A 22,106-nucleotide genomic window follows, 5' to 3' on the forward strand; every position below is an offset into this window, starting at 1 on the left:
AATGGACGATGCCGCCAATCGACTGCATTATTACCGCCGCGGGGCTTTCATCACGAATGGGAAAATGGAAAATGATGCTACCCTGGCAGGACGGGACAATTCTTGATGCAAGTATCAAAAATGCCCTGCAATTTTGCAGCCAGGTTATTTTAGTTACCGGCTATCGCGGCGATGAACTGTACCATCGCTATGCCGGCGCAAGTCATATACTGATAACGCACAACCCTGACTATGCTGATGGTCTGTACTCTTCTGTGAAGGTCGCCGCAAACGCCGTTAAAAGCGAATACTGCTTCATCACCCACGGAGACATGCCCTGCCTGACGTTTGAAATATTTAATAAAATATGGTCATTACGCAATGACAGCGCGCTAATCCCGTACTATCAGGGCACGCCAGGCCATCCGATTCTGCTCACCCGACGCTGCCTGTTACAGGCCCTCTCCGGCCCGCAAAAAAATATGCATCAGGCATTACTGGCTGGCGCGCATAATAAGGTGGAAATAGATCATATAGAAATCATTTCGGATGTTGATACGCCAGAGGATTTTATTCGCCTCCATCAGCGTTAATAAAAATTATCACGACCAGGTTAAACGATTGCGTTCAAACAAAAAAGTTCCACACCCTCCACACTTATCATAATGATACAAATTCCTTCTTTTTGAGAAAATAAAAGGCGTTCGTGAAACAACCGTTTGATAAATGGATCATACTGATTTTAATTCTCATTTACGACATGTGAGATATTTCACAAAGCGGGCTCAAGTTTAGAAGCACTTCACAAAAAATTATATTTATGCCCGGTGTCCGTAATCATGGTGTGAATGTTGCTCTACCCCCCCCAGACCTCCGGTTTATCCACACCGGTTAATTCATGATAAAAGGAGAGGGTTATGGGGGATATTATGCGTCCCGTGCCATTTGAGGAGCTTTTGACGCGCATATTTGATGAATACCTGCAACAGGGTTCTATCTTTGGTATTCCTGAGCAACAGTTTTACTCACCCGCCAATGATAGGTCAGTCAACGTCTTTGGTGAAACCTGTGCCACCCCCGTTGGTCCTGCCGCTGGCCCGCACACCCAACTGGCGCAAAATATCATCACCTCCTGGCTGACTGGCGGCCGCTTCATTGAACTGAAAACAGTACAAATACTTGACCGGCTGGAGCTGGAAAAACCCTGTATCGATGCGGAAGACGAATGTTTCAATACTGAGTGGTCCACCGAGTTTACTCTGCAAAAGGCCTGGGATGAATACCTGAAGGCCTGGTTCGTCCTGCATCTGTTAGAGCAGATGTTCCAGCCCGCCAGCGCTGGCGCCGGGAAATCATTTATCTTCAATATGAGCGTCGGCTACAACCTGGACGGCATCAAACAACCGCCGATGCAGCAGTTTATCGACAGTATGATCGATGCTTCAGCGCAGCCGAAATTTACGCAATACCGCGACACACTTAGCCGCTGGCTGCATGACGACGATTTTCTGGCACGCCACGGACTGAATAAACAGCGGGAAACCCTGCGCGCGCTTCCCGAACGTATTCCTGCCACCCTGGTTCACGGCGTCACCCTCTCTACCATGCATGGCTGTCCGCCACATGAAATCGAGGCCATCTGCCAGTACATGCTGGAAGAAAAGGCGCTGAACACCTTCGTAAAACTGAATCCAACCCTGTTGGGCTATGCCCGCGTTCGCCAGATTCTGGATAGCTGCGGCTTCAGTTATATTGGACTGAAAGAGGCGTCGTTCGAGCACGATCTCAAACTGCCTCAGGCGCTGGAAATGCTGAAACGCCTGATGACGCTGGCGAAAAAGAAATCGCTGGGCTTCGGCGTCAAGCTCACCAACACCCTTGGCACCATCAACAATAAAGGCGCGCTTCCCGGCGATGAGATGTATATGTCCGGTCGGGCGCTGTTCCCGCTTTCTATCAACGTGGCGGCGGAACTGTCCCGGGCCTTCGACGGAAAATTACCGATCTCATATTCCGGTGGCGCCAGCCAACTGACAATTCGCGATATTTTCGATACCGGGATCCGCCCTATTACTATGGCGACCGATCTATTGAAGCCCGGCGGCTACCTGCGTCTGAGCGCCTGCATGCGTGAGCTGGAAGCATCGGATACCTGGGGAATGACCCAAATCGACGTGGAGCGATTAAATCGGCTGGCAGAAGACGCCATGACGATGGCCTATACCCAGAAACACTGGAAACCGGAAGATCGTATTGAGGTAGCGGAAAGCCTGCCGCTAACCGATTGCTACGTCGCGCCGTGCGTTACCGCCTGCGCTATTAAGCAGGATATCCCCGAATATATTCGCCTGATGGGAGAACAGCGCTACGCCGATGCGCTGGCGCTTATCTATCAACGCAACGCTCTGCCTGCCATTACCGGTCATATTTGCGATCATCAATGCCAGTACAACTGTACGCGCCTGGATTACGACAGCGCCCTGAACATTCGCGAACTGAAAAAAATCGCTCTGGAAAAAGGCTGGGATGAATACAAACAACGCTGGCATAAACCCGCAGGCTCCGGCTCCCGGCATCCGGTAGCGGTGATCGGCGCGGGCCCCGCGGGGCTTGCCGCAGGTTATTTCCTGGCGCGAGCCGGACATTCAGTTACCCTGTTTGAGCGGGAAGCTAACGCTGGCGGCGTCGTCAAAAACATTATCCCGCAGTTCCGCATCCCTGCTGAGTTAATCCAGCATGATATTGATTTTGTTGCCGATCACGGCGTGAAATTCGAATATGGCTGTGATGCCCATCTCACGATAGAACAGTTGAAAAACCAGGGCTATCAGTATGTGCTGATCGCCACCGGTACTGACAAAAACAGTGGAGTGAAGCTGGAAGGCGATAATCCTCATGTCTGGAAATCGTTGCCCTTCCTGCGTGAATACAATCAGGGCTCCACGCTGAACCTGGGTAAACACGTGGTTGTTGTTGGTGCCGGGAATACCGCGATGGACTGTGCCCGGGCGGCGTTGCGCGTGCCCGGTGTGGAAAAGGCAACCATTGTCTATCGCCGTTCACTGCAGGAAATGCCTGCCTGGCGTGAAGAGTATGAAGAGGCATTGCACGATGGCGTTGAGTTCCGCTTCCTGATGAATCCACAACGCTTTGCTGCCGACGGGACGCTCACCCTGCGCGTGATGTCTCTTGGCGAGCCTGATGAGAAAGGGCGCCGCCGTCCGGTAGAAACAGATGAGACCATTACGCTGCATGCCGACAGCCTGATCACCGCCATTGGGGAACAGCAGGACACCGATGCGCTGAGCGCCATGGGAGTCCCGCTGAACGATAAAGGCTGGCCGGAGGTAAACGCCAACGGTGAAACCCGCCTGACAAACGTCTTTATGATTGGCGATGTTCAGCGTGGTCCTTCCTCTATCGTCGCCGCTATCGGCTCTGCCCGGCGGGCAACCGATACGATCCTTTACCGGGAAAATATCCGCTCTCACCACGCCGATAAACGCTGGAATAACGTAAATCCTGCTGAAATCTACCAGCGTAAGGGGGAGATATCGGTCGCCATCATCGACAAAGACGATCGCGATGCCTTCGTTGCCCAGGAAGGCGAACGCTGCCTTGAGTGCAACTACTTATGCAGCAAGTGTGTCGATGTCTGCCCAAACCGCGCCAACGTATCGATTGCGATACCAGGCTTCAGGAACCGCTTCCAGACGCTGCACCTGGACGCTTACTGCAACGAATGCGGCAACTGCGCCCAGTTCTGCCCGTGGCAGGGCAAACCTTACAAAGACAAAATCACCGTCTTTAGCCTGGCGCAGGATTTTGACGCCAGCAGCAATCCAGGTTTCCTGGTGGAAGAGGATCGCGTACGCATCCGTCTCAATAACCAAAGTTGGGTCCTGAATATTGATAACGACGGCCAGTTCGCCAGCATCCCACCGGGACTGGATGAAACCTGCCGCATCATCAGCCATGTCCACCAGCAACATCACTATCTGCTGGGCCGGGTGGAGGTATAACCATGTTAATTCTGAAAAATGTCACTGCCATACAGCTTCACCCTGCGAAAGTGCAAGAGGGTGTTGATATCGCCATAGACAATGACGTTATCATCGGGATCGGCGATGCGCTGACCCGACGCTACCCAGAGGCGGACTGGAAAGAGATGCATGGGCGCCTCGTCATGCCCGGGCTGGTTTGCGCACACAACCATTTCTACTCCGGCCTGTCGCGCGGCATTATGGCGAAAATTGCGCCCAGCCCGGATTTTATTTCAACGCTGAAAAACCTGTGGTGGCGGCTGGATCGCGCGCTGGACGAAGAGTCGCTCTACTACAGCGGATTAATTTGCGCCATCGAAGCGATTAAGAGCGGATGCTCTGCGGTCATCGATCACCACGCTTCTCCCGCGTACATCGATGGATCGCTCTCCACGTTGCGCAATGCTTTTCTGAAAATCGGCCTGCGCGGAATGACCTGCTTTGAAACGACCGATCGCAACGGTGGGATCGATGAGCTACAGGCCGGTGTGGAAGAAAATATCCGCTTCGCCCGCCAGATAGATCAGGCCAGGGAAGCGGGCACAGAACCCTATCTGGTGGAAGCGCATATCGGCGCTCATGCCCCCTTTACCGTACCGGACGCTGGCCTGGAAATGCTGCGCGAAGCGCTCAACGCCACCGGTCGCGGGCTGCATATCCACGCCGCGGAAGATCGCTATGATGTTTCCCACAGCCACCATATGTATGGCAAAGATTTGCTTATCCGGCTGGCGGAATGGGATCTTATCAATCGCAAAACGCTGGTCGCGCACGGCCTTTATTTGTCCGCAGACGATATCGCCCTGCTGAACGAACAGGATGCGTTTCTGGTGCACAACGCCCGCTCCAACATGAACAACCATGTCGGCTACAACCACCATCTTACCGATATTCGCAATCTGGCGCTGGGCACCGACGGTATCGGCTCCGACATGCTGGAAGAGATGAAATTTGCCTTCTTTAAACATCGTGATGCCGGCGGTCCGCTGTGGCCTGACGGTTTCGCTCGTGCCCTGACTAACGGCAACGAGCTGCTGAACCGCAACTTCGGCGCACGCTTCGGTCGACTGGAGGCGGGTTATAAAGCCGATCTGACCATTTGTGATTACGCCGCGCCCACGCCGCTGCTGGCTGACAACATCGCCGGACATATCGCCTTTGGTCTCGGTTCCGCCAGCGTCCATAGCGTGATGATCAACGGCGCGATGGTTTATGAAGACCGCCAGTTCGCTTTCGATTGCGATTCGATTTATGCCCAGGCACGGAAAGTTGCTGCGGATATGTGGCGTCGAATGGACTCGCTGGCATAACCCACGCCTCTTTCGTATCGACAGAAAGATTGATGAGGAAAGATTATGATCGAGCAATTTTTCAAACCGGACTCCGTAGAACAAGCGCTGGAGCTCAAATCACGCTACCAGGATGATGCCGTCTGGTTTGCCGGGGGCAGTAAGATCAATGCCACGCCGACGCAGCCTGACAAGCAAATTGCCATTTCCCTACAGAACCTTGAACTGGAGTGGGTTGACTGGGATAACGGCTCTCTGCGAATTGGCGCAATGACGCGCCTGCAGACTCTGCGCGATACCCACTATATTCCCGACGCGCTGCACGACGCGCTGGGTTTCGTTTACTCCCGCCACCTGCGTAACCAGTCGACTCTTGGCGGTGAGATCGCCGCCCGTCAGGAAGAGTCCGTTTTGCTCCCTGTTCTGCTGGCGCTGGACGCGCACCTGATATTTGCCGACGGCAAGAGCCTGTCGCTGGAGAATTACCTCACTCAGCCCGGCTCGCCCCTGATCACGGAAATTGTCATCAACAATCCGTTTTGCGCCTGTGCAACCCGTAGAATCAGCCGCTCGCAAGCCGGGTTAACCGTAGTCACCGCCGCGGTGGCTATTCCGGAACAGGATGAAATACGTATCGCGCTGGACGGCGTGGCGGACAGGCCAGTCCGTTTGCGGGATGTGGAATCACAGCGCCTGGAAGGCCGTGCGCTGGAGCAGGCCGTCGCCGCCTCCATTTTCCCTCAGCAGGATCTACGGGGCAGCGTGGCTTATAAACGCTATATCGCCGGTGTGGTCGTGGCGGATTTGTATACCGACTGCCAGCAGACAGGGGAGAAGGTCGTATGATTATTCACTTTACCTTAAACGGCACTGCGCGCGAGATGAAGGTGAATCCTGGCGCTAACGTACAGGCATTACTTTTCGATCTTGGCATGCATTCGGTGCGCAACAGCGATGATGGTTTTGGTTTCGCCGGTTCTGACGCGATTCTGTTTAATGGCCGCATCGTCAACGCCTCTCTGCTTATCGCCGCCCAACTGGAGCAGGCAGCGATCCGCACGAGCGAATCGTTGGGCAAATGGAATCAACTGAGCCTGGTACAGCAGGCAATGGTCGACGTCGGGGTGGTGCAATCGGGCTATAACGACCCCGCTGCCGCGCTAATTATCAGCGATCTTCTCGAGCGTATCGCGGACCCGACGCGTGAAGAGATCGACGACGCGCTCTCCGGTTTATTTAGTCGAGATGCTGGCTGGCAACAGTATTATCAGGTGATAGCGCTGGCGGTGGCACGTAAAAGCAACCCGCAGATAACCCTTGATAGCGCACCAACCTTCCGCGACGACCTGGCAATTGTCGGCAAGCTGTATCCGAAAACCGATGCGGCAACCATGGTGCAGGCTAAACCCTGCTACGTCGAAGACCGTATCACACCCGATGCCTGCGTGATTAAGATGCTGCGCAGCCCGCATCCTCATGCACTGATTACCCACCTTGACGTTAGCAAAGCCGAGGCGCTGCCGGGAGTCGTTCACGTTATCACCTATCTTAACTGCCCCAACATCTACTACACCCCCGGCGGCCAGAGCGCTCCGGAGCCGTCGCCGCTCGACCGAAGGATGTTTAGTCAAAAACTGCGTCACGTTGGCGATCGCGTCGCGGCGGTCGTTGCAGAAAACGAACAGATAGCACTGGCGGCGCTGAAGCTTATCGACGTCAAATATCAAGTGCTCAAGCCGGTCATGTCGATTGACGACGCAATGGCCGATGACGCGCCGGTAATTCACGATGAACCGGTTGTCTATATGGCCGGGGCGCCGGATACGCTGGAAGAAGATAACCGCCATGCAACCCAGCGCGGGGAACATATGATCATCAATTTCCCCATTGGCGCGCGTCCACGTAAAAATATTGCCGCCAGTATTCACGGTCATATTGGCGATATGGAAAAAGGCTTCGCCGAAGCCGATGTGGTGATTGAGCGTACCTATTCCTCTACCCAGGCCCAGCAGTGTCCGGCAGAACCCCATATCTGCTTTACCCACATGGACGGTGACCGTCTGATTATTCACGCGTCAACGCAGGTTCCATGGCACTTACGTCGCCAGGTTGCTCGCCTCGTCGGAATGAAACAGCACAAGGTTCATGTGATTAAAGAGCGTGTGGGCGGCGGATTTGGTTCCAAGCAAGATATCCTGCTGGAAGAAGTTTGCGCCTGGGCCACCTGCGTCACCGGACGCCCGGTCTATTTCCGCTACACCCGTGAAGAGGAATTTATTGCCAATACCTCCCGCCACGTTGCCAACGTCACCGTAAAGCTTGGGGCGAAGAAAGATGGTCGCCTGACCGCGGTGAAGATGGATTTCCGCGCGAATACCGGCCCCTACGGCAACCACTCTCTCACCGTGCCGTCCAACGGACCAGCGCTGTCACTGCCTTTGTATCCCTGTGATAACGTCGATTTCAACGTAACAACCTACTACAGCAATATCTGTCCGACCGGCGCCTATCAGGGATACGGCGCACCGAAAGGCAACTTCGCTATCACCATGGCGCTGGCCGAACTGGCCGAACAGCTACAGATTGATCAACTGGAGATGATTGAGCGTAATCGCGTCCATGAAGGTCAACCATTGAAAATTCTTGGCGCAATTGGCGAAGGTAAAGCGCCAACATCGGTGCCGACCGCGGCCAGCTGTGCGCTGGAAGCGATTCTGCATCAGGGGCGCGAGATGATCCAATGGTCCTCACCCAAACCGCACGACGGTGACTGGCGAGTGGGCCGCGGTGTCGCCATCATTATGCAGAAGTCCGGGATCCCCGATATCGATCAGGCCAACTGCATGATTAAACTCGAATCTGATGGCACGTTTATCGTGCATTCCGGCGGGGCGGATATTGGTACCGGCCTGGATACGGTGATCACCAAACTGGCGGCGGAAGTGCTGCATTGCCCACCGCAGGATGTATACGTTATTTCCGGCGATACCGACCACGCCCTGTTTGACAAAGGCGCCTATGCCTCATCCGGCACCTGCTTTTCCGGCAATGCGGCGCGCAAAGCGGCGGAAAATCTGCGGGAAAAAATCCTCTTTCACGGAGCTGAAATGCTCGGTGAGCCGCTGAGCGATGTTGCGCTGGCAGCCCCTGGCGTGGTGCGTGGCAAGCAGGGTGAAGTGAGCTACGCTGACATCGGCCACAAAGCCGAAACTGGCACCGGTTTCGGGACGCTGGTCGCCACCGCCAGCTATATCACGGCCGATTTCGCGTTCCCGTATGGAGCGAACTTCGCCGAAGTGGCGGTAAATACCCGCACCGGCGAGATTCGCCTCGATAAATTCTATGCGTTGCTGGACTGTGGCACGCCGGTTAATCCCGAACTGGCGCTGGGACAAATTTACGGGGCGTCAATGCGCGCCATCGGTCACAGCCTGAGCGAAGAGATTATCTATGACGCACAAGGCCATCCGCTCACCCGGGATTTGCGCAGCTATGGCGCACCGAAAATCGGTGATATTCCGCGTGATTTTCGCGCGGTGCTGGTACCCAGCGACGATAAAGTCGGTCCATTTGGTGCCAAATCTATCTCCGAAATTGGCGTGAACGGCGCGGCGCCGGCCATTGCCACCGCCATTCACGATGCCTGCGGCGTCTGGCTGCGCGAATGGCATTTTACACCGGAGAAAATACTGAGCGCCTTAGGAAGGCTGTAACGCGAAGAACCGCGACAGTACACAGCAAGCATTCCCTCTCCTCCGGGAGAGGGAAAGAACCACGCGGGCTTTTTTATTCCAGTAATACGGCCAGATTAAGAGCCTATCCCACCAGGCGTTATTGGCGCAGACAGTTTGAACACGGCCAGCGCGGAAGAACCGGAGCGTACACGTAGTACGTGAGGATTCTGAGCACTGCCCAGGTTCAAAATGACAAGCAAAATAGCCCTGACGGGATAGGCTCTAAGAGCCCGGCCCAACAGGCGTAGTTGGCATGGCCAATGAAAGCCTTCTGCTGGGCCAGGCGCAAGGTGATTCAATCATTATTAAATGCCGTCTGTGGGTTGATCGCCTCGCGGCTCAGGGCGTTCTGCGCTCAGCATCCACAGAATTTTAATCTACTGAATCAGATGATCAAATTTGCTTATACCCAAACAGAGGGAGTAAAGGGATGTCTGATCTACCCCATGCAGGTTCCGACCTGATTTATGAACTGGAGGATCGCCCTCCTTTTCGCGAGACAATAGTGGGAGCGATTACCCATTTATTAGCTATTTTCGTCCCCATGGTCACCCCTGCCCTGATTGTCGGAGCAACGCTACAACTCTCTGCGGAAACCACCGCGTATCTGGTCTCGATGGCGATGATCGCCTCCGGGATCGGCACCTGGCTGCAGGTTAACCGCTACGGCATTATCGGCTCGGGTTTGCTGTCGATACAGTCGGTGAATTTCTCGTTCGTTACCGTGATGATAGCCCTCGGCAGCAGCATGAAAAGCGATGGTTTTCATGAGCAGTTGATTATGTCATCACTGCTCGGCGTGTCGTTTGTCGGCGCATTTCTGGTCGTAGGTTCCTCGTTTATCCTCCCCTATCTACGCCGGGTGATCACGCCCACGGTCAGCGGCATTGTGGTGCTGATGATTGGCCTGAGCCTGATTAAAGTCGGCATTATTGATTTTGGCGGCGGCTTTGCAGCAAAGAGTAGCGGCACCTACGGTGATTATCAAAATATCGGCGTCGGCTTGTTAGTCCTGATAGTCGTGATCGGTTTTAACTGCTGCCGCAACCCGTTACTGCGCATGGGAGGGATCGCCATCGGATTAGGCGTCGGCTATATCGTATCGCTATGTCTTGGCATGGTCGATTTCAGCAGCATGAAAAACCTGCCGTTGGTGACCGTACCGGTCCCGTTTAAATATGGTTTTCATTTCAGCCTGCATCATTTTCTGGTGGTCGGCACCATTTACCTGCTGAGCGTGCTGGAGGCCGTTGGCGACATTACGGCAACGGCGATGGTTTCGCGGCGTCCAATCCAGGGCGATGAGTATCAGTCGCGCCTGAAAGGCGGCGTGCTGGCTGACGGACTGGTCTCGGTCATTGCCTCCGCACTCGGCTCCCTGCCGCTCACTACCTTTGCGCAAAATAACGGCATTATCCAGATGACCGGCGTCGCCTCGCGCTATATCGGGCGCACCATCGCCGTGATACTGGTGATCCTCGGTCTGTTTCCCACAATTGGCGGCTTCTTCACGACCATTCCCTCTGCGGTACTCGGCGGCGCGATGACGCTGATGTTCTCCATGATCGCTATCGCCGGGATCCGCATCATCATTTCAAACGGTCTGAAGCGCCGCGAAACGCTTATCGTCGCGACCTCTCTCGGTCTGGGGCTCGGCGTTTCCTATGACCCGGAAATTTTCAAAATATTGCCTGCCTCCATTTATGTGCTGGTGGAAAACCCCATCTGCGCGGGCGGGCTGACCGCGATCCTGTTGAATATCATCCTCCCTGGCGGCTATCGGCAAGAGGACGTTTTGCCCGCAGCGACCTCGGTGGAAGAAACGGATTAATTGTAAGGGGATCACATGTCAGGTGAACACACGCTTAAAGCCGTGCGCGGCAGTTTTCTCGATATCACTCACACCATCGACAATCCCGAAGCGCTTGAATCGGCGTTGCGGTTTGTCGAGGATGGGTTGCTCTTGATTTATCAGGGGAAAATCGAGTGGTTTGGCGAATGGGAACAAGGGAAACATCAGGTTCCGGAGGCTACCCGCATCCGCGATTATCGTGGAAAACTGGTGACTCCCGGATTTGTCGATACCCATATCCACTATCCGCAGAGCGAAATGGTCGGCGCCTATGGCGAACAGCTACTGGAGTGGCTGAACAAACACACCTTTCCCACCGAGCGGCGTTATCAGGACCTGGAATATGCGCGCGAGATGTCCTCTTTTTTCCTGAAGCAATTACTGCGTAATGGCACCACCACTGCGCTGGTCTTCGGTACCGTACACCCCCAATCGGTAGATGCCCTGTTCGAAGCCGCCAGCCATATCAATATGCGCATGATCGCCGGCAAAGTGATGATGGATCGCAACGCCCCGGCTTACCTGTTGGATGATGCGGAAAGCAGTTACCAGCAAAGTAAAGCGCTGATTGAACGCTGGCATAAAAAGGGTCGCTTGCTGTATGCCATCACCCCTCGTTTCGCCCCAACGTCTACGCCGCAACAGCTTGCGATGGCGCAGCGCCTGCGCCAGGAGTACCCGGACACATGGTTACATACGCATCTGTGTGAAAACAAAGATGAAATTAACTGGGTGAAAACACTCTACCCCGACCATGACGGCTACCTTGACGTCTATCACCAGTACGGATTGACCGGTAAGAACTGCGTCTTCGCTCACTGCGTGCATCTGGACGAGAAAGAGTGGGATCGCCTGAGCGAAACAGGTTCCAGCATCGCCTTTTGCCCCACGTCAAACCTGTATCTCGGCAGCGGCCTGTTCAATTTGCAAAAAGCCTGGCGCAAAAAGATCAACGTTGGCCTGGGCACCGATATCGGGGCGGGCACCACCTTCAATATGCTGCAAACGCTAAACGAGGCCTACAAAGTCATGCAGCTTCAGGGATACCGTCTCTCGGCCTATGAGGCATTTTACCTCGCGACGCTGGGCGGGGCGAAGGCGCTGGGGCTCGATCCTCTCATCGGTAATTTCACCCCGGGAAAAGAGGCGGATTTTGTAGTGCTGGAGCCAACGGCAACACCGCTGCAGCAATTACGTTACGACAACTCGGTGTCTTTGATCGACAAACTGTTCGTGATGATGACGCTGGGTGACGATCGCTCTATTTATCGTACCTATATTGACGGCCGCCTGGTGTATGAGCGCACCTGACGCAACCCTTATATTCGACTGAGGACATGATTATGTCTGGAGATACTCTGCCAACGCCTAACGCATCACAACCCCGCGGTGCGCTCGATGCTTACTTCAACATTACGGCTCGCGGCAGTTCAGTTCGCCAGGAAATCCTGGCCGGGCTGACCACCTTTCTGGCGATGGTCTATTCGGTCATCGTGGTGCCCGGTATGCTGGGAAAAGCGGGATTCCCGCCAGCCGCGGTGTTTGTCGCAACCTGTCTGGTCGCAGGATTCGGGTCACTACTGATGGGGCTGTGGGCCAATTTACCCATGGCGATCGGTTGTGCCATTTCTCTGACCGCCTTTACCGCCTTTAGCCTCGTGCTGGGACAACAGATCAGCATTCCCATCGCACTCGGCGCGGTATTTCTGATGGGGGTCATTTTCACCGCAATTTCAGTCACCGGAGTACGAACCTGGATCTTGCGTAATCTGCCAATGGGCATCGCCCACGGTACCGGAATCGGTATTGGGTTGTTCCTGCTGCTCATTGCGGCGAACGGCGTCGGTATGGTGATAAAAAACCCGCTCGAAGGGCTACCGGTTGCGCTAGGCGCATTTACTTCTTTTCCGGTACTCACGAGTTTGCTGGGCCTGGCGGTCATTTTTGGTCTGGAAAAATGTCACGTTCCCGGGGGGATCCTGCTGGTCATTATCGCTATCTCAATTATTGGCCTGATTTTCGATCCCGCCGTCCAGTATCACGGCCTGGTCGCGATGCCCAGTCTGAGCGGCGAAGACGGAAAGTCGCTGATTTTTAGCCTCGATATCATGGGTGCGCTGAAGCCAGCCGTACTGCCCAGCGTACTGGCGCTGGTGATGACCGCCGTCTTTGATGCCACAGGTACGATTCGCGCGGTGGCCGGGCAGGCAAATCTGCTGGATAAGGACAACCAGATTATCAACGGCGGTAAAGCGCTAACCAGCGACTCCGTGAGCTCCGTATTCTCCGGCCTGGTCGGCGCCGCCCCCGCGGCGGTCTATATCGAATCCGCCGCAGGAACCGCCGCCGGAGGGAAAACCGGCCTGACGGCGACCATTGTCGGCTGCCTGTTTTTGCTGATCCTGTTTTTATCTCCGCTGTCTTATTTAATCCCTGGCTATGCCACCGCACCGGCACTGATGTACGTAGGGTTGCTGATGCTAAGTAATGTCTCAAAACTCGATTTCAACGACTTTATTGATGCGATGTCGGGCCTGGTCTGCGCGGTGTTTATCGTCCTGACTTGCAATATCGTCACTGGCATTATGCTCGGCTTTGTCACCCTGGTTGTCGGGCGCATTTTCGCCCGCGAATGGCAAAAACTGAATATTGGTACCGTAATTATCACGCTCGCCCTGGTGATATTTTATGCTGGAGGATGGGCCATTTAAGTACCCACGGACAGGGTATCGAGGCTCGTCATTTTTAATCCCCGGTAAGCGATTTGGCCGTTTACCGGGTTAAGGAGAAATACGCATGAGCGCCATAGATTCTCAACTTCCTCCCCCCGCAGATCCCGACAATACGATCGACGAAGTTGATCGTCTCTTATCGCCGGGAAAGCTCCTCATTCTGGGGCTACAGCACGTACTGGTTATGTACGCGGGTGCGGTAGCAGTACCGCTGATGATTGGTGACAGACTCGGACTGAATAAAGACGCCATCGCCCTGTTGATCAGCTCCGATCTTTTTTGCTGCGGCGTAGTCACGCTGCTGCAATGCATTGGAATCGGTCGTTTTATGGGCATTCGTCTGCCGGTGATTATGTCGGTGACGTTTGCCGCCGTAACGCCGATGATCGCCATTGGGATCAACCCGGATATTGGCCTGCTGGGGATTTTTGGCGCAACCCTTGTCGCCGGGCTCATAACCACATTGCTGGCGCCGCTTATCGGGCGCTTAATCCCGCTATTTCCTTCACTGGTGACCGGCGTGGTCATCACCTCTATTGGTTTGAGTATTATTCAGGTTGGCGTCGACTGGGCTGCCGGGGGCAAAGGTAACCCGGAATACGGCAATCCGGTATATCTGGGCATTTCATTTGCGGTACTGATTTTTATCTTATTGATCACACGGTTCGCAAAGGGCTTTCTCTCTAACGTCGCCGTTTTATTAGGCATTATTTTTGGCTTTACGCTGTCCTGGATGATGAATGAGGTTAACCTTTCTGGCCTACAGGACGCCTCATGGTTCGCTATCATCACCCCAATGGCTTTCGGGACGCCGGTCTTTGATCCGGTATCGATCCTGACCATGACGGCGGTGTTAATCATCGTCTTTATTGAATCGATGGGAATGTTCCTCGCTCTCGGAGAGATCGTTGGCCGCAAACTCTCCTCGCAGGATATTGTCCGCGGGCTGCGCGTGGATGGTGTGGGCTCGCTGATTGGCGGCCTGTTCAACAGCTTCCCCCATACTTCATTTTCGCAAAACGTCGGTCTGGTCAGCGTCACCCGCGTGTACAGCCGCTGGGTATGCATCGCTTCCGGGATGATTTTGATTCTGTTTGGCATGGTACCGAAAATGGCGGTACTGGTTGCGTCGATTCCACAGTTTGTCCTGGGCGGCGCTGGTCTGGTCATGTTCGGAATGGTGCTGGCGACGGGCATTCGCATTCTGTCGCGCTGTAACTACACCACTAATCGTTACAACCTCTATATTGTGGCAATCAGTCTCGGTATCGGCATGACGCCCACCCTGTCGCATGATTTTTTCTCTAAATTGCCCGCGGTCCTCCAGCCGCTGCTGCATAGCGGCATTATGCTGGCCACCATTAGCGCTGTACTACTTAACCTGTTCTTTAATGGCTATCGGCATCATAGCGAACTGGCGCAAGAAACCGCGTCCTCGGGCGTTAAAGTCCGAACGGTACGCATGTGGCTACTGCTGCGCAAGCTCAAGAAGAGCCAGCGGGAGGAGTAAGATGAATGCCGCTCTGCGCTGTATTATTAGCCTGTTACTGCTAGTGCTACTGGCGATCCCGGCGGTTTCCGAGGGCATTGCGCTGGCCATTGAAAGTCGGTTTCAGTTTATGCTGCTTTTCTGAGTCTCCCTTCTTCGGCGGCCTCATCAGATAAGATGAGGCCGTCATCTATAGGTGAAATAGTCCGAAGTGTTAATTATTCCGTCGCAACAGGGCTTATAATAGCCAGTGCTTATGATTTTTGGTGAAAACTATGCGACAGGAACATGTTATTTTGCTGGATGAGCAAGATAAGCCCTCAGGTATGCTGGAGAAGTATGCCGCCCACACCCGCAGTACTCCTTTGCATCTTGCGTTTTCCTGCTGGTTGTTTAATGAACATGGTCAGTTGCTGGTCACCCGGCGTTCACTGGGCAAAAAAGCCTGGCCCGGCGTCTGGACGAATTCTGTTTGCGGGCATCCGCAGACCGGCGAAACCTTTGAGCAGGCGGTTGCCCGCCGCTGCCGCTTTGAACTTGGTGTTGATATTACCGACATCACGCCGGTCTTTCCTGCATTTCGCTATCGGGCCATCGCGCCAAACGGTATTGTCGAAAACGAAGTCTGCCCGGTATATGCTGCCCGAATAGCCAGCCCGCTACAGGTTAATCCCGATGAGGTTATGGATTACCAGTGGAGCAATCTTACAGCGGTGCTAAGCGGTATCCGCACCACGCCGTGGGCTTTTAGTCCGTGGATGGCAATGCAGGCCGCTGATAATAATGCGCGTAACGCGTTAATCAACTTTAGCCGCCAGATGTAAAAAACCCCAGCAGCGCTGGGGTCTCGTTTATTGCCGTTATGCTTATTTTACCGGACGCATCGCCGGGAACAGGATCACGTCGCGGATAGTGTGACTGTTGGTGAACAGCATCACCATACGGTCGATGCCAATGCCCAGCCCCGCCGTTGGCGGCAGACCGTGCTCCAGCGCGGTAACATAGTCTTCGTCGTAGAACATCGCTTCGTCGTCACCGGCTTCTTTCGCGTTAACCTGATCCTGGAAGCGCTGCGCCTGGTCTTCCGCATCGTTCAGCTCGCTAAAGCCGTTACCGATTTCACGCCCGCCGATGAAGAATTCAAAGCGGTCGGTAATTTCCGGGTTCACGTCATTACGGCGCGCCAGCGGAGAGACTTCTGCCGGATATTCGGTGATGAAGGTCGGCTGAATCAGGTGCGCTTCCGCCACTTCTTCAAAGATCTCGGTCACGATGCGACCCAGACCCCAGCTCTTCTCAACGTGAATGCCGATGCTTTCCGCAATGGCTTTTGCAGAATCGAAGTTATCCAGATCGGCCATATCTGTTTCAGGACGGTACTTCTTGATCGCTTCGCGCATGGTCAGTTTTTCAAACGGCTTGCCGAAATCAAAGGTCTGATCGCCGTAAGGCACTTCGGTATGGCCGAGAACGTCCTGCGCCAGGGTGCGGAACAGGGATTCGGTCAGCTCGATCAGGTCTTTATAGTCCGCATAGGCCATATAGAGTTCCATCATGGTGAACTCTGGGTTATGACGAACGGAGATACCTTCGTTACGGAAGTTACGGTTGATTTCGAACACGCGCTCGAAGCCGCCAACTACCAGACGCTTCAGGTACAGTTCCGGCGCGATGCGCAGGTACATGTCCAGATCCAGCGCGTTGTGATGGGTGATAAACGGACGGGCGGAAGCGCCACCGGGGATCACCTGCATCATCGGAGTTTCCACTTCCATAAAGCCGCGGCCGACCATGAACTGACGAATGCCTGCCAGGATCTGCGAACGCACTTTAAAGGTGTTGCGGGATTCATCGTTGGCGATCAGGTCCAGGTAGCGCTGACGATAGCGCGCTTCCTGATCCTGCAGACCGTGGAATTTGTCCGGCAGCGGGCGCAGGGCTTTGGTCAGCAGACGCAGTTCGCTGCAATGGATGGAGAGTTCACCGGTTTTGGTTTTGAACAGCTTACCGCGCGCCGCGATGATGTCCCCGAGGTCCCATTTTTTGAACTGCTCGTTGTAGACCCCTTCCGCCAGATCGTCGCGGGCGACATACAGCTGAATGCGGCCGCCAACGTCCTGCAGCGTAACGAAGGAGGCTTTCCCCATAATGCGACGGGTCATCATACGGCCAGCAACGGCGACTTCAACGTTCAGCGCTTCCAGCTCTTCGTTTTCTTTGGCATCGAATTCAGCGTGCAGTTGGTCAGAGGTGTGGTCACGACGGAAATCATTCGGGAACGGGATACCCTTCTCACGCAGTGCAGCCAGCTTTTCACGACGGGCTTTCAGTTCATTATTAAGGTCAATTGCCGCGTCAGCGCCCTGTGCTTGTTGTTCAGACATGTTGGTTCCTCATAGCCCTGCTTTCAAACTTGCTTCGATAAATTGATCCAGGCTGCCGTCCAGCACCGCCTGAGTGTTACGGGTTTCCACCCCGGTACGCAGATCTTTAATGCGGGAGTCATCCAGCACATAAGAGCGGATCTGGCTACCCCAGCCGATGTCGGATTTAGTATCTTCCATCGCCTGCTTCTCAGCATTTTTCTTCTGCATCTCCAGCTCATAAAGCTTCGCTTTCATCTGCTTCATGGCCTGGTCTTTGTTCTTGTGCTGTGAACGGTCGTTCTGACATTGAGTCACTAAGCCAGTCGGGATATGGGTGATACGCACCGCGGATTCCGTCCGGTTAACGTGCTGACCGCCCGCGCCGGACGCGCGGTAAACGTCAATGCGCAGATCCGCCGGATTAATTTCGATATCAATATCGTCATCCACTTCCGGGTAAACGAACGCGGAGCTGAAAGAGGTGTGGCGTCGGCCGCCGGAATCGAACGGGCTCTTACGCACCAGACGATGAACGCCGGTTTCGGTACGCAGCCAGCCGTAGGCGTAGTCACCGATAATCTTGATGGTCACGGACTTAATGCCCGCCACTTCGCCTTCGGACTCTTCGATAATCTCAGTCTTAAAGCCGCGCGCTTCCGCCCAGCGCAGATACATACGCATCAGCATGCTGGCCCAGTCCTGCGCTTCGGTTCCGCCGGAACCTGCCTGGATATCAAGGTAGCAATCGGCGCTGTCATATTCACCGGAGAACATACGGCGGAACTCCAGCTGCGCCAGCTTCTCTTCCAGTCCGTCAAGCTCAGCGACGGCTTCGTTAAAGGTCTCTTCGTCGTCGGCTTCAACGGCCAGCTCCAGCAGGCCAGAGACATCTTCCAGCCCCTGAGACATTTGATCCAGCGTATCAACGATGGCTTCCAGCGAGGAGCGCTCTTTACCCAGCGCCTGGGCGCGCTCGGGTTCATTCCAGACGTCCGGCTGCTCCAGCTCGGCGTTTACTTCTTCGAGACGCTCTTTCTTGGCATCATAGTCAAAGATACCCCCTAAGAACGTCCGAGCGCTCCGTAAGGTCCTGAATGCGGTTTTTTACCGGATTTATTTCAAACATGATCGGTTTCTTTTAATGGATTCGTCAAAATGCGGTGATAAGAGCGGAATTCTACCGGATTCGCGCTCTTATTAATATACTGTTGTCAATTTGGCCAGAGGTGGTCGATAATCAGCTGCAGGCTACGGTTGCCGCGGAACTCGTTGATATCAAGCTTATAGGCAAGCTGCACTTCGCGCACGCCGTTATCCGGCCAGATGGAAGTATCAACATTGAACGCGATACCGTCCAGCAGCGGGCCGCCGCCAACAGGCTCAACCATCACTTTCAGATGACGTTCGCCCACCAGCCGCTGTTGCAACAGGCGAAAGCGCCCGTCAAACAGCGGCTCCGGGAACATCTGCCCCCAGGGACCGGCATCACGTAACATTTGCGCGACTTCCATGCTCATCTCCGCCGCCGCCAGCGGGCCGTCGGAGACGACTTCCCCCTGCAAAAGCGCGGGATCGAGCCACTCAGTCACCAGCTCGCCAAACCGTTGCTGAAATTCGGCAAAACGCACCTCTTCCAGCGACAGTCCCGCCGCCATAGCATGACCGCCAAACTTCAGGATCATACCAGGGTAGAGCGTATCCAGGCGTTCCAGCGCATCACGCATATGCAGCCCCGGGATCGACCGACCGGACCCTTTTAACGTTCCGTCCCCGGTAGGCGCAAAAGCGATAACCGGACGGTGAAAGCGCTCTTTAATGCGCGAAGCCAGAATGCCGACCACGCCCTGGTGCCACTGCGGATGATACATCGCCAGCCCGCCAGGCAGCGCCTCACTGCCGTGCTCCAGCCTCTCGCACAAGGCCAGCGCTTCCGCCTGCATGCCCTGCTCTATCTCTTTGCGCGTCTGGTTTAACGCATCAAGTTCATTAGCCAGCATCCGTGCTTCGCCGATGTTGTCGCATAGCAACAATGCGACGCCGACGGACATATCGTCCAGCCGCCCCGCCGCGTTCAGACGCGGTCCGAGAGCAAAGCCCAGATCGCTGGCCGCCAGCTTTTGCGGATCGCGATTAGAAATTTCCAGCAACGCCTTGATGCCAGGGCGGCATTTCCCCGCCCGGATACGGCTCAGCCCCTGCCAGGTCAGGATGCGATTATTGGCATCCAGCGGCACCACATCGGCCACGGTACCGAGCGCGACCAGGTCGAGCAGATCCGCCAGATTCGGCGGCGCAATGCGGTGCTCGTCAAACCAGCCTTTATCACGCAAAAAAGTGCGCAACGCCAGCATCAGGTAAAAAGCGACGCCAACCCCGGCCAGCGATTTCGACGGGAATTCGCAGTCGATCAGGTTAGGGTTAATAATGGCTTCCGCCGGGGGTAACGTATCTCCCGGCAGGTGGTGATCGGTCACCAGCACCGGAATACCCAGCGAGTGAGCATATTCGACGCCCGTATGGGATGAAATACCGTTATCAACGGTCATAATCATCTGCGCACCGCGAGCGTGAGCCTGAGCGACCACCTCCGGGCTTAGGCCATAACCATCTTCAAAGCGGTTAGGCACCAGATAGGAAACATTACCGTAGCCCATCGACCGCAGAGCCAGTATGCTTAGCGCGGTGCTGGTGGCGCCGTCGGCGTCAAAATCGCCGACCACCACAATGTGCAGCGCCTGTTTAAATGCGCCATAGAGCATCTCAACCGCTTTTTCGACCCCGCTCAGCTGTGACCACGGCAGCATGCCTTTCACGCCGCGCTCCAGCTCCTGCGCACTGCGCACGCCGCGACTGGCGTACAAGCGTTGCAGCAGAGGCGGGAGACTGGCAGGTAAATCGACGCCATCAACCGCCTCACGGCGGCGTAGTTGTATCTGTTGTTTCACGCGTATCAGTTACCGCTCGTTTGTTTTTGATACTCATCAAGGAGTGCTTTCAGATCCTTAGGATCCCGATAGCCTGGCATAAGCGTGCCGTCACTCAGCACCATCGCCGGAGTACCGTTAACGCCAAACTGCACGCCGAGCGTGTAGTGTTTAGCGATATCAATATCGCAGCTCGCGGGCTCAACACTTTTGCCGCTCATCGCATTATCCAGCGCTTTGTTACGATCTTTCGCACACCAGATAGCCTTCATATTCTGCTCGGCTTCGCTTTGCAGGCCTTGTCGAGGGAAAGCGAGATAGCGCACCGTAATGCCCAATGCGTTGTAATCGCGCATCTGTTCATGCAGTTTATGGCAGTAGCCGCAGGTAATATCAGTGAAAACGGTAATAACCTGCTTTTCCTGCGGCGCTTTATAAACAATCATCTCTTTTTCCAGCGCCTTCAGCTTACTCGCCAACAGCGTATTAGTGACGTTCACCGGCTGCGCGCCGCTAACGTCATACATCGGCCCCTGGATAATATGCTTACCATCATCCGTAACATACAGCACGCCGCTTTCCGTTAACACGGTGCTGATACCCTTGATCGGAGAAGGTTGAACGTCCGAACTCTGAACCCCCAGTCTGGTCAACAGCTGTTTAATCGCCGCGCTATCGGCATGTGCCGCGCCGGACAAAGTGGTTGCCAGTAGGGTGAACATCAGTAAACCTTTTTTCATACTCAGTCCTTTTTTCAGCACTCACGCACGCGGGTGATGCTGTTGATGAAGTTGTCGCAGACGCTCGGTCGCCACATGGGTATAGATCTGCGTCGTGGAGAGATCGCTGTGTCCTAACAGCATCTGCACCACGCGTAAGTCGGCGCCATGATTAAGCAAATGCGTAGCAAAAGCATGGCGCAACACGTGCGGAGAGAGCTTTTCGCTGTCAATCCCCGCCAGTACGGCATAGTGCTTAATTCGATGCCAGAACGTCTGTCGCGTCATCTGCTGCGCGCGCTGACTCGGGAAAAGCACATCGGATGCCGCGCCGTTCAGCAGCCAGGGACGCCCGTACTCAAGGTAATTCTCAACCCACAGTATCGCTTCTTCGCCTAACGGCACCAGTCGTTCTTTATTACCTTTCCCGATCACGCGCAACACGCCCTGACGCAGGCTAATGTCGCTCATGGTCAGGCCAACCAGCTCTGACACGCGCAGACCGGTGGCGTACAGCACTTCCAGCATTGCTTTATCGCGCAGCTCAAGCGGTTGTTCAACCAGAGGTGCCTGTAACAGACGCTCAACCTGAGCCTCGCTCAGATCCTTCGGCAGCCTCTGCGGCAACTTTGGCGATGCCAGCCGCGCGCTGGGATCGTCCGGGCGGATTTTTTCCCGATAAAGGTGCTGGAAGAAACGGCGCACGGCGCTTAGCAAGCGCGCGGTGCTGGTGGCTTTATAGCCGCCGGTTTGCCGCTCCGCCAGCAGCGACTGGAGATCTTCGCCGCTAACGCTGGCAAGCGACAGCCCGCGGTGGTGCAACCATTCGACCACCATCGTCAGGTCCCGACGATAGGCGCTTAGCGTGTTTTCCGCCAGATTACGCTCCAGCCATAAAGCATCAAGAAACTGCTCGATTTGTCCGAGATCCTGTTCCACTCCGGCCTCTTTGCTTATTAAAACGGCGTCATTATACCCT

Annotated in this window: 16 protein-coding genes; 11 read left to right on the plus strand and 5 right to left on the minus strand. The window is 54.9% G+C overall.

Annotated features, from left to right (window positions below; all coding sequences use genetic code 11):
- The first annotated feature begins 8 nt into the window (after nucleotides 1-8).
- From FE839_RS10450 to idi, 11 genes are all read left to right on the plus strand, one after another.
- On the plus strand, nucleotides 9-572 hold the full coding sequence (locus tag FE839_RS10450) for an NTP transferase domain-containing protein (protein WP_138360761.1): 564 nt from the start codon (nucleotides 9-11) through the stop codon (nucleotides 570-572).
- Between the two features lie 324 nt (nucleotides 573-896).
- Nucleotides 897-4,001 (plus strand): putative selenate reductase subunit YgfK, encoded by a 3,105-nt coding sequence (ygfK, locus tag FE839_RS10455; protein ID WP_138360762.1) that lies wholly within the window; start codon nucleotides 897-899, stop codon nucleotides 3,999-4,001.
- 2 nt (nucleotides 4,002-4,003) lie between these two features.
- Complete coding sequence (gene ssnA, locus FE839_RS10460) at nucleotides 4,004-5,332, plus strand: putative aminohydrolase SsnA (RefSeq protein WP_138360763.1); 1,329 nt, start codon at nucleotides 4,004-4,006, stop codon at nucleotides 5,330-5,332.
- A gap of 45 nt (nucleotides 5,333-5,377) precedes the next feature.
- The gene (ygfM, locus tag FE839_RS10465) at nucleotides 5,378-6,157 is read left to right on the plus strand and encodes a molybdopterin-dependent oxidoreductase FAD-binding subunit (RefSeq protein ID WP_138360764.1); all 780 of its coding nucleotides are present in this window, start codon (nucleotides 5,378-5,380) and stop codon (nucleotides 6,155-6,157) included.
- Nucleotides 6,154-9,024 carry a molybdopterin-dependent oxidoreductase Mo/Fe-S-binding subunit gene (locus FE839_RS10470; protein ID WP_138360765.1) on the plus strand — a complete coding sequence of 957 codons (2,871 nt, stop codon included), beginning with the start codon at nucleotides 6,154-6,156 and terminating at the stop codon, nucleotides 9,022-9,024. Before ygfM ends, FE839_RS10470 begins: the two co-directional genes overlap by 4 nt.
- A 451-nt stretch (nucleotides 9,025-9,475) precedes the next feature.
- On the plus strand, nucleotides 9,476-10,876 hold the full coding sequence (locus FE839_RS10475) for a nucleobase:cation symporter-2 family protein (RefSeq protein WP_138360766.1): 1,401 nt from the start codon (nucleotides 9,476-9,478) through the stop codon (nucleotides 10,874-10,876).
- 15 nt (nucleotides 10,877-10,891) lie between these two features.
- The gene (gene guaD, locus FE839_RS10480) at nucleotides 10,892-12,208 is read left to right on the plus strand and encodes a guanine deaminase (RefSeq protein ID WP_138360767.1); all 1,317 of its coding nucleotides are present in this window, start codon (nucleotides 10,892-10,894) and stop codon (nucleotides 12,206-12,208) included.
- A 32-nt stretch (nucleotides 12,209-12,240) separates the two neighbouring features.
- Entirely contained in the window at nucleotides 12,241-13,608 is a 1,368-nt protein-coding gene (locus tag FE839_RS10485) for an NCS2 family permease (RefSeq protein ID WP_138360768.1), read from the plus strand.
- 85 nt (nucleotides 13,609-13,693) lie between these two features.
- Nucleotides 13,694-15,139: a nucleobase:cation symporter-2 family protein gene (locus FE839_RS10490; protein ID WP_138360769.1), complete on the plus strand. Its 1,446-nt coding sequence runs from the start codon at nucleotides 13,694-13,696 to the stop codon at nucleotides 15,137-15,139.
- 1 nt (nucleotide 15,140) lies between these two features.
- On the plus strand, nucleotides 15,141-15,263 hold the full coding sequence (locus tag FE839_RS24860) for a hypothetical protein (RefSeq protein WP_241675623.1): 123 nt from the start codon (nucleotides 15,141-15,143) through the stop codon (nucleotides 15,261-15,263).
- Between the two features lie 130 nt (nucleotides 15,264-15,393).
- Entirely contained in the window at nucleotides 15,394-15,942 is a 549-nt protein-coding gene (gene idi, locus FE839_RS10495; protein WP_138360770.1) for an isopentenyl-diphosphate Delta-isomerase, read from the plus strand.
- Between the two features lie 42 nt (nucleotides 15,943-15,984).
- Here the strand turns inward: idi and lysS are convergent, their stop codons facing one another.
- From lysS to xerD, 5 genes are all read right to left on the minus strand, one after another.
- On the minus strand, nucleotides 15,985-17,502 hold the full coding sequence (gene lysS, locus FE839_RS10500) for a lysine--tRNA ligase (RefSeq protein ID WP_138360771.1): 1,518 nt from the start codon (nucleotides 17,500-17,502) through the stop codon (nucleotides 15,985-15,987).
- Nucleotides 17,503-17,511: 9 nt separating this feature from the next.
- Nucleotides 17,512-18,610 (minus strand): peptide chain release factor 2 gene (prfB, locus tag FE839_RS10505; protein ID WP_138360772.1). Its coding sequence is split into 2 segments (ribosomal slippage): nucleotides 17,512-18,534 and nucleotides 18,536-18,610, totalling 1,098 coding nucleotides; the frame shifts between segments, so codons are not numbered across the junction.
- Between the two features lie 85 nt (nucleotides 18,611-18,695).
- Complete coding sequence (recJ, locus tag FE839_RS10510; RefSeq protein WP_138360773.1) at nucleotides 18,696-20,429, minus strand: single-stranded-DNA-specific exonuclease RecJ; 1,734 nt, start codon at nucleotides 20,427-20,429, stop codon at nucleotides 18,696-18,698.
- Between the two features lie 5 nt (nucleotides 20,430-20,434).
- Nucleotides 20,435-21,148 carry a bifunctional protein-disulfide isomerase/oxidoreductase DsbC gene (gene dsbC, locus FE839_RS10515; RefSeq protein WP_138360774.1) on the minus strand — a complete coding sequence of 238 codons (714 nt, stop codon included), beginning with the start codon at nucleotides 21,146-21,148 and terminating at the stop codon, nucleotides 20,435-20,437.
- 21 nt (nucleotides 21,149-21,169) lie between these two features.
- The gene (gene xerD, locus FE839_RS10520; protein ID WP_138360775.1) at nucleotides 21,170-22,066 is read right to left on the minus strand and encodes a site-specific tyrosine recombinase XerD; all 897 of its coding nucleotides are present in this window, start codon (nucleotides 22,064-22,066) and stop codon (nucleotides 21,170-21,172) included.
- Nucleotides 22,067-22,106: the final 40 nt, after the last annotated feature.

This window comes from Klebsiella indica (genome assembly GCF_005860775.1).
Classification (GTDB): Bacteria; Pseudomonadota; Gammaproteobacteria; order Enterobacterales; family Enterobacteriaceae; genus Klebsiella; species Klebsiella indica.

Excerpts from the sequence above, each read along its gene's own strand:
- FE839_RS10485 (WP_138360768.1), top strand. The coding sequence starts at position 12,241 with ATGTCTGGAGATACTCTGCCAACGCCTAACGCATCACAACCCCGCGGT.
- FE839_RS10475 (WP_138360766.1), top strand. The coding sequence starts at position 9,476 with ATGTCTGATCTACCCCATGCAGGTTCCGACCTGATTTATGAACTGGAG.
- dsbC (WP_138360774.1), bottom strand. The coding sequence starts at position 21,148 with ATGAAAAAAGGTTTACTGATGTTCACCCTACTGGCAACCACTTTGTCC.
- FE839_RS10470 (WP_138360765.1), top strand. The coding sequence starts at position 6,154 with ATGATTATTCACTTTACCTTAAACGGCACTGCGCGCGAGATGAAGGTG.
- ygfK (WP_138360762.1), top strand. The coding sequence starts at position 897 with ATGGGGGATATTATGCGTCCCGTGCCATTTGAGGAGCTTTTGACGCGC.
- FE839_RS24860 (WP_241675623.1), top strand. The coding sequence starts at position 15,141 with ATGAATGCCGCTCTGCGCTGTATTATTAGCCTGTTACTGCTAGTGCTA.
- ssnA (WP_138360763.1), top strand. The coding sequence starts at position 4,004 with ATGTTAATTCTGAAAAATGTCACTGCCATACAGCTTCACCCTGCGAAA.
- idi (WP_138360770.1), top strand. The coding sequence starts at position 15,394 with ATGCGACAGGAACATGTTATTTTGCTGGATGAGCAAGATAAGCCCTCA.
- FE839_RS10490 (WP_138360769.1), top strand. The coding sequence starts at position 13,694 with ATGAGCGCCATAGATTCTCAACTTCCTCCCCCCGCAGATCCCGACAAT.
- lysS (WP_138360771.1), bottom strand. The coding sequence starts at position 17,502 with ATGTCTGAACAACAAGCACAGGGCGCTGACGCGGCAATTGACCTTAAT.
- FE839_RS10450 (WP_138360761.1), top strand. The coding sequence starts at position 9 with ATGCCGCCAATCGACTGCATTATTACCGCCGCGGGGCTTTCATCACGA.
- ygfM (WP_138360764.1), top strand. The coding sequence starts at position 5,378 with ATGATCGAGCAATTTTTCAAACCGGACTCCGTAGAACAAGCGCTGGAG.
- guaD (WP_138360767.1), top strand. The coding sequence starts at position 10,892 with ATGTCAGGTGAACACACGCTTAAAGCCGTGCGCGGCAGTTTTCTCGAT.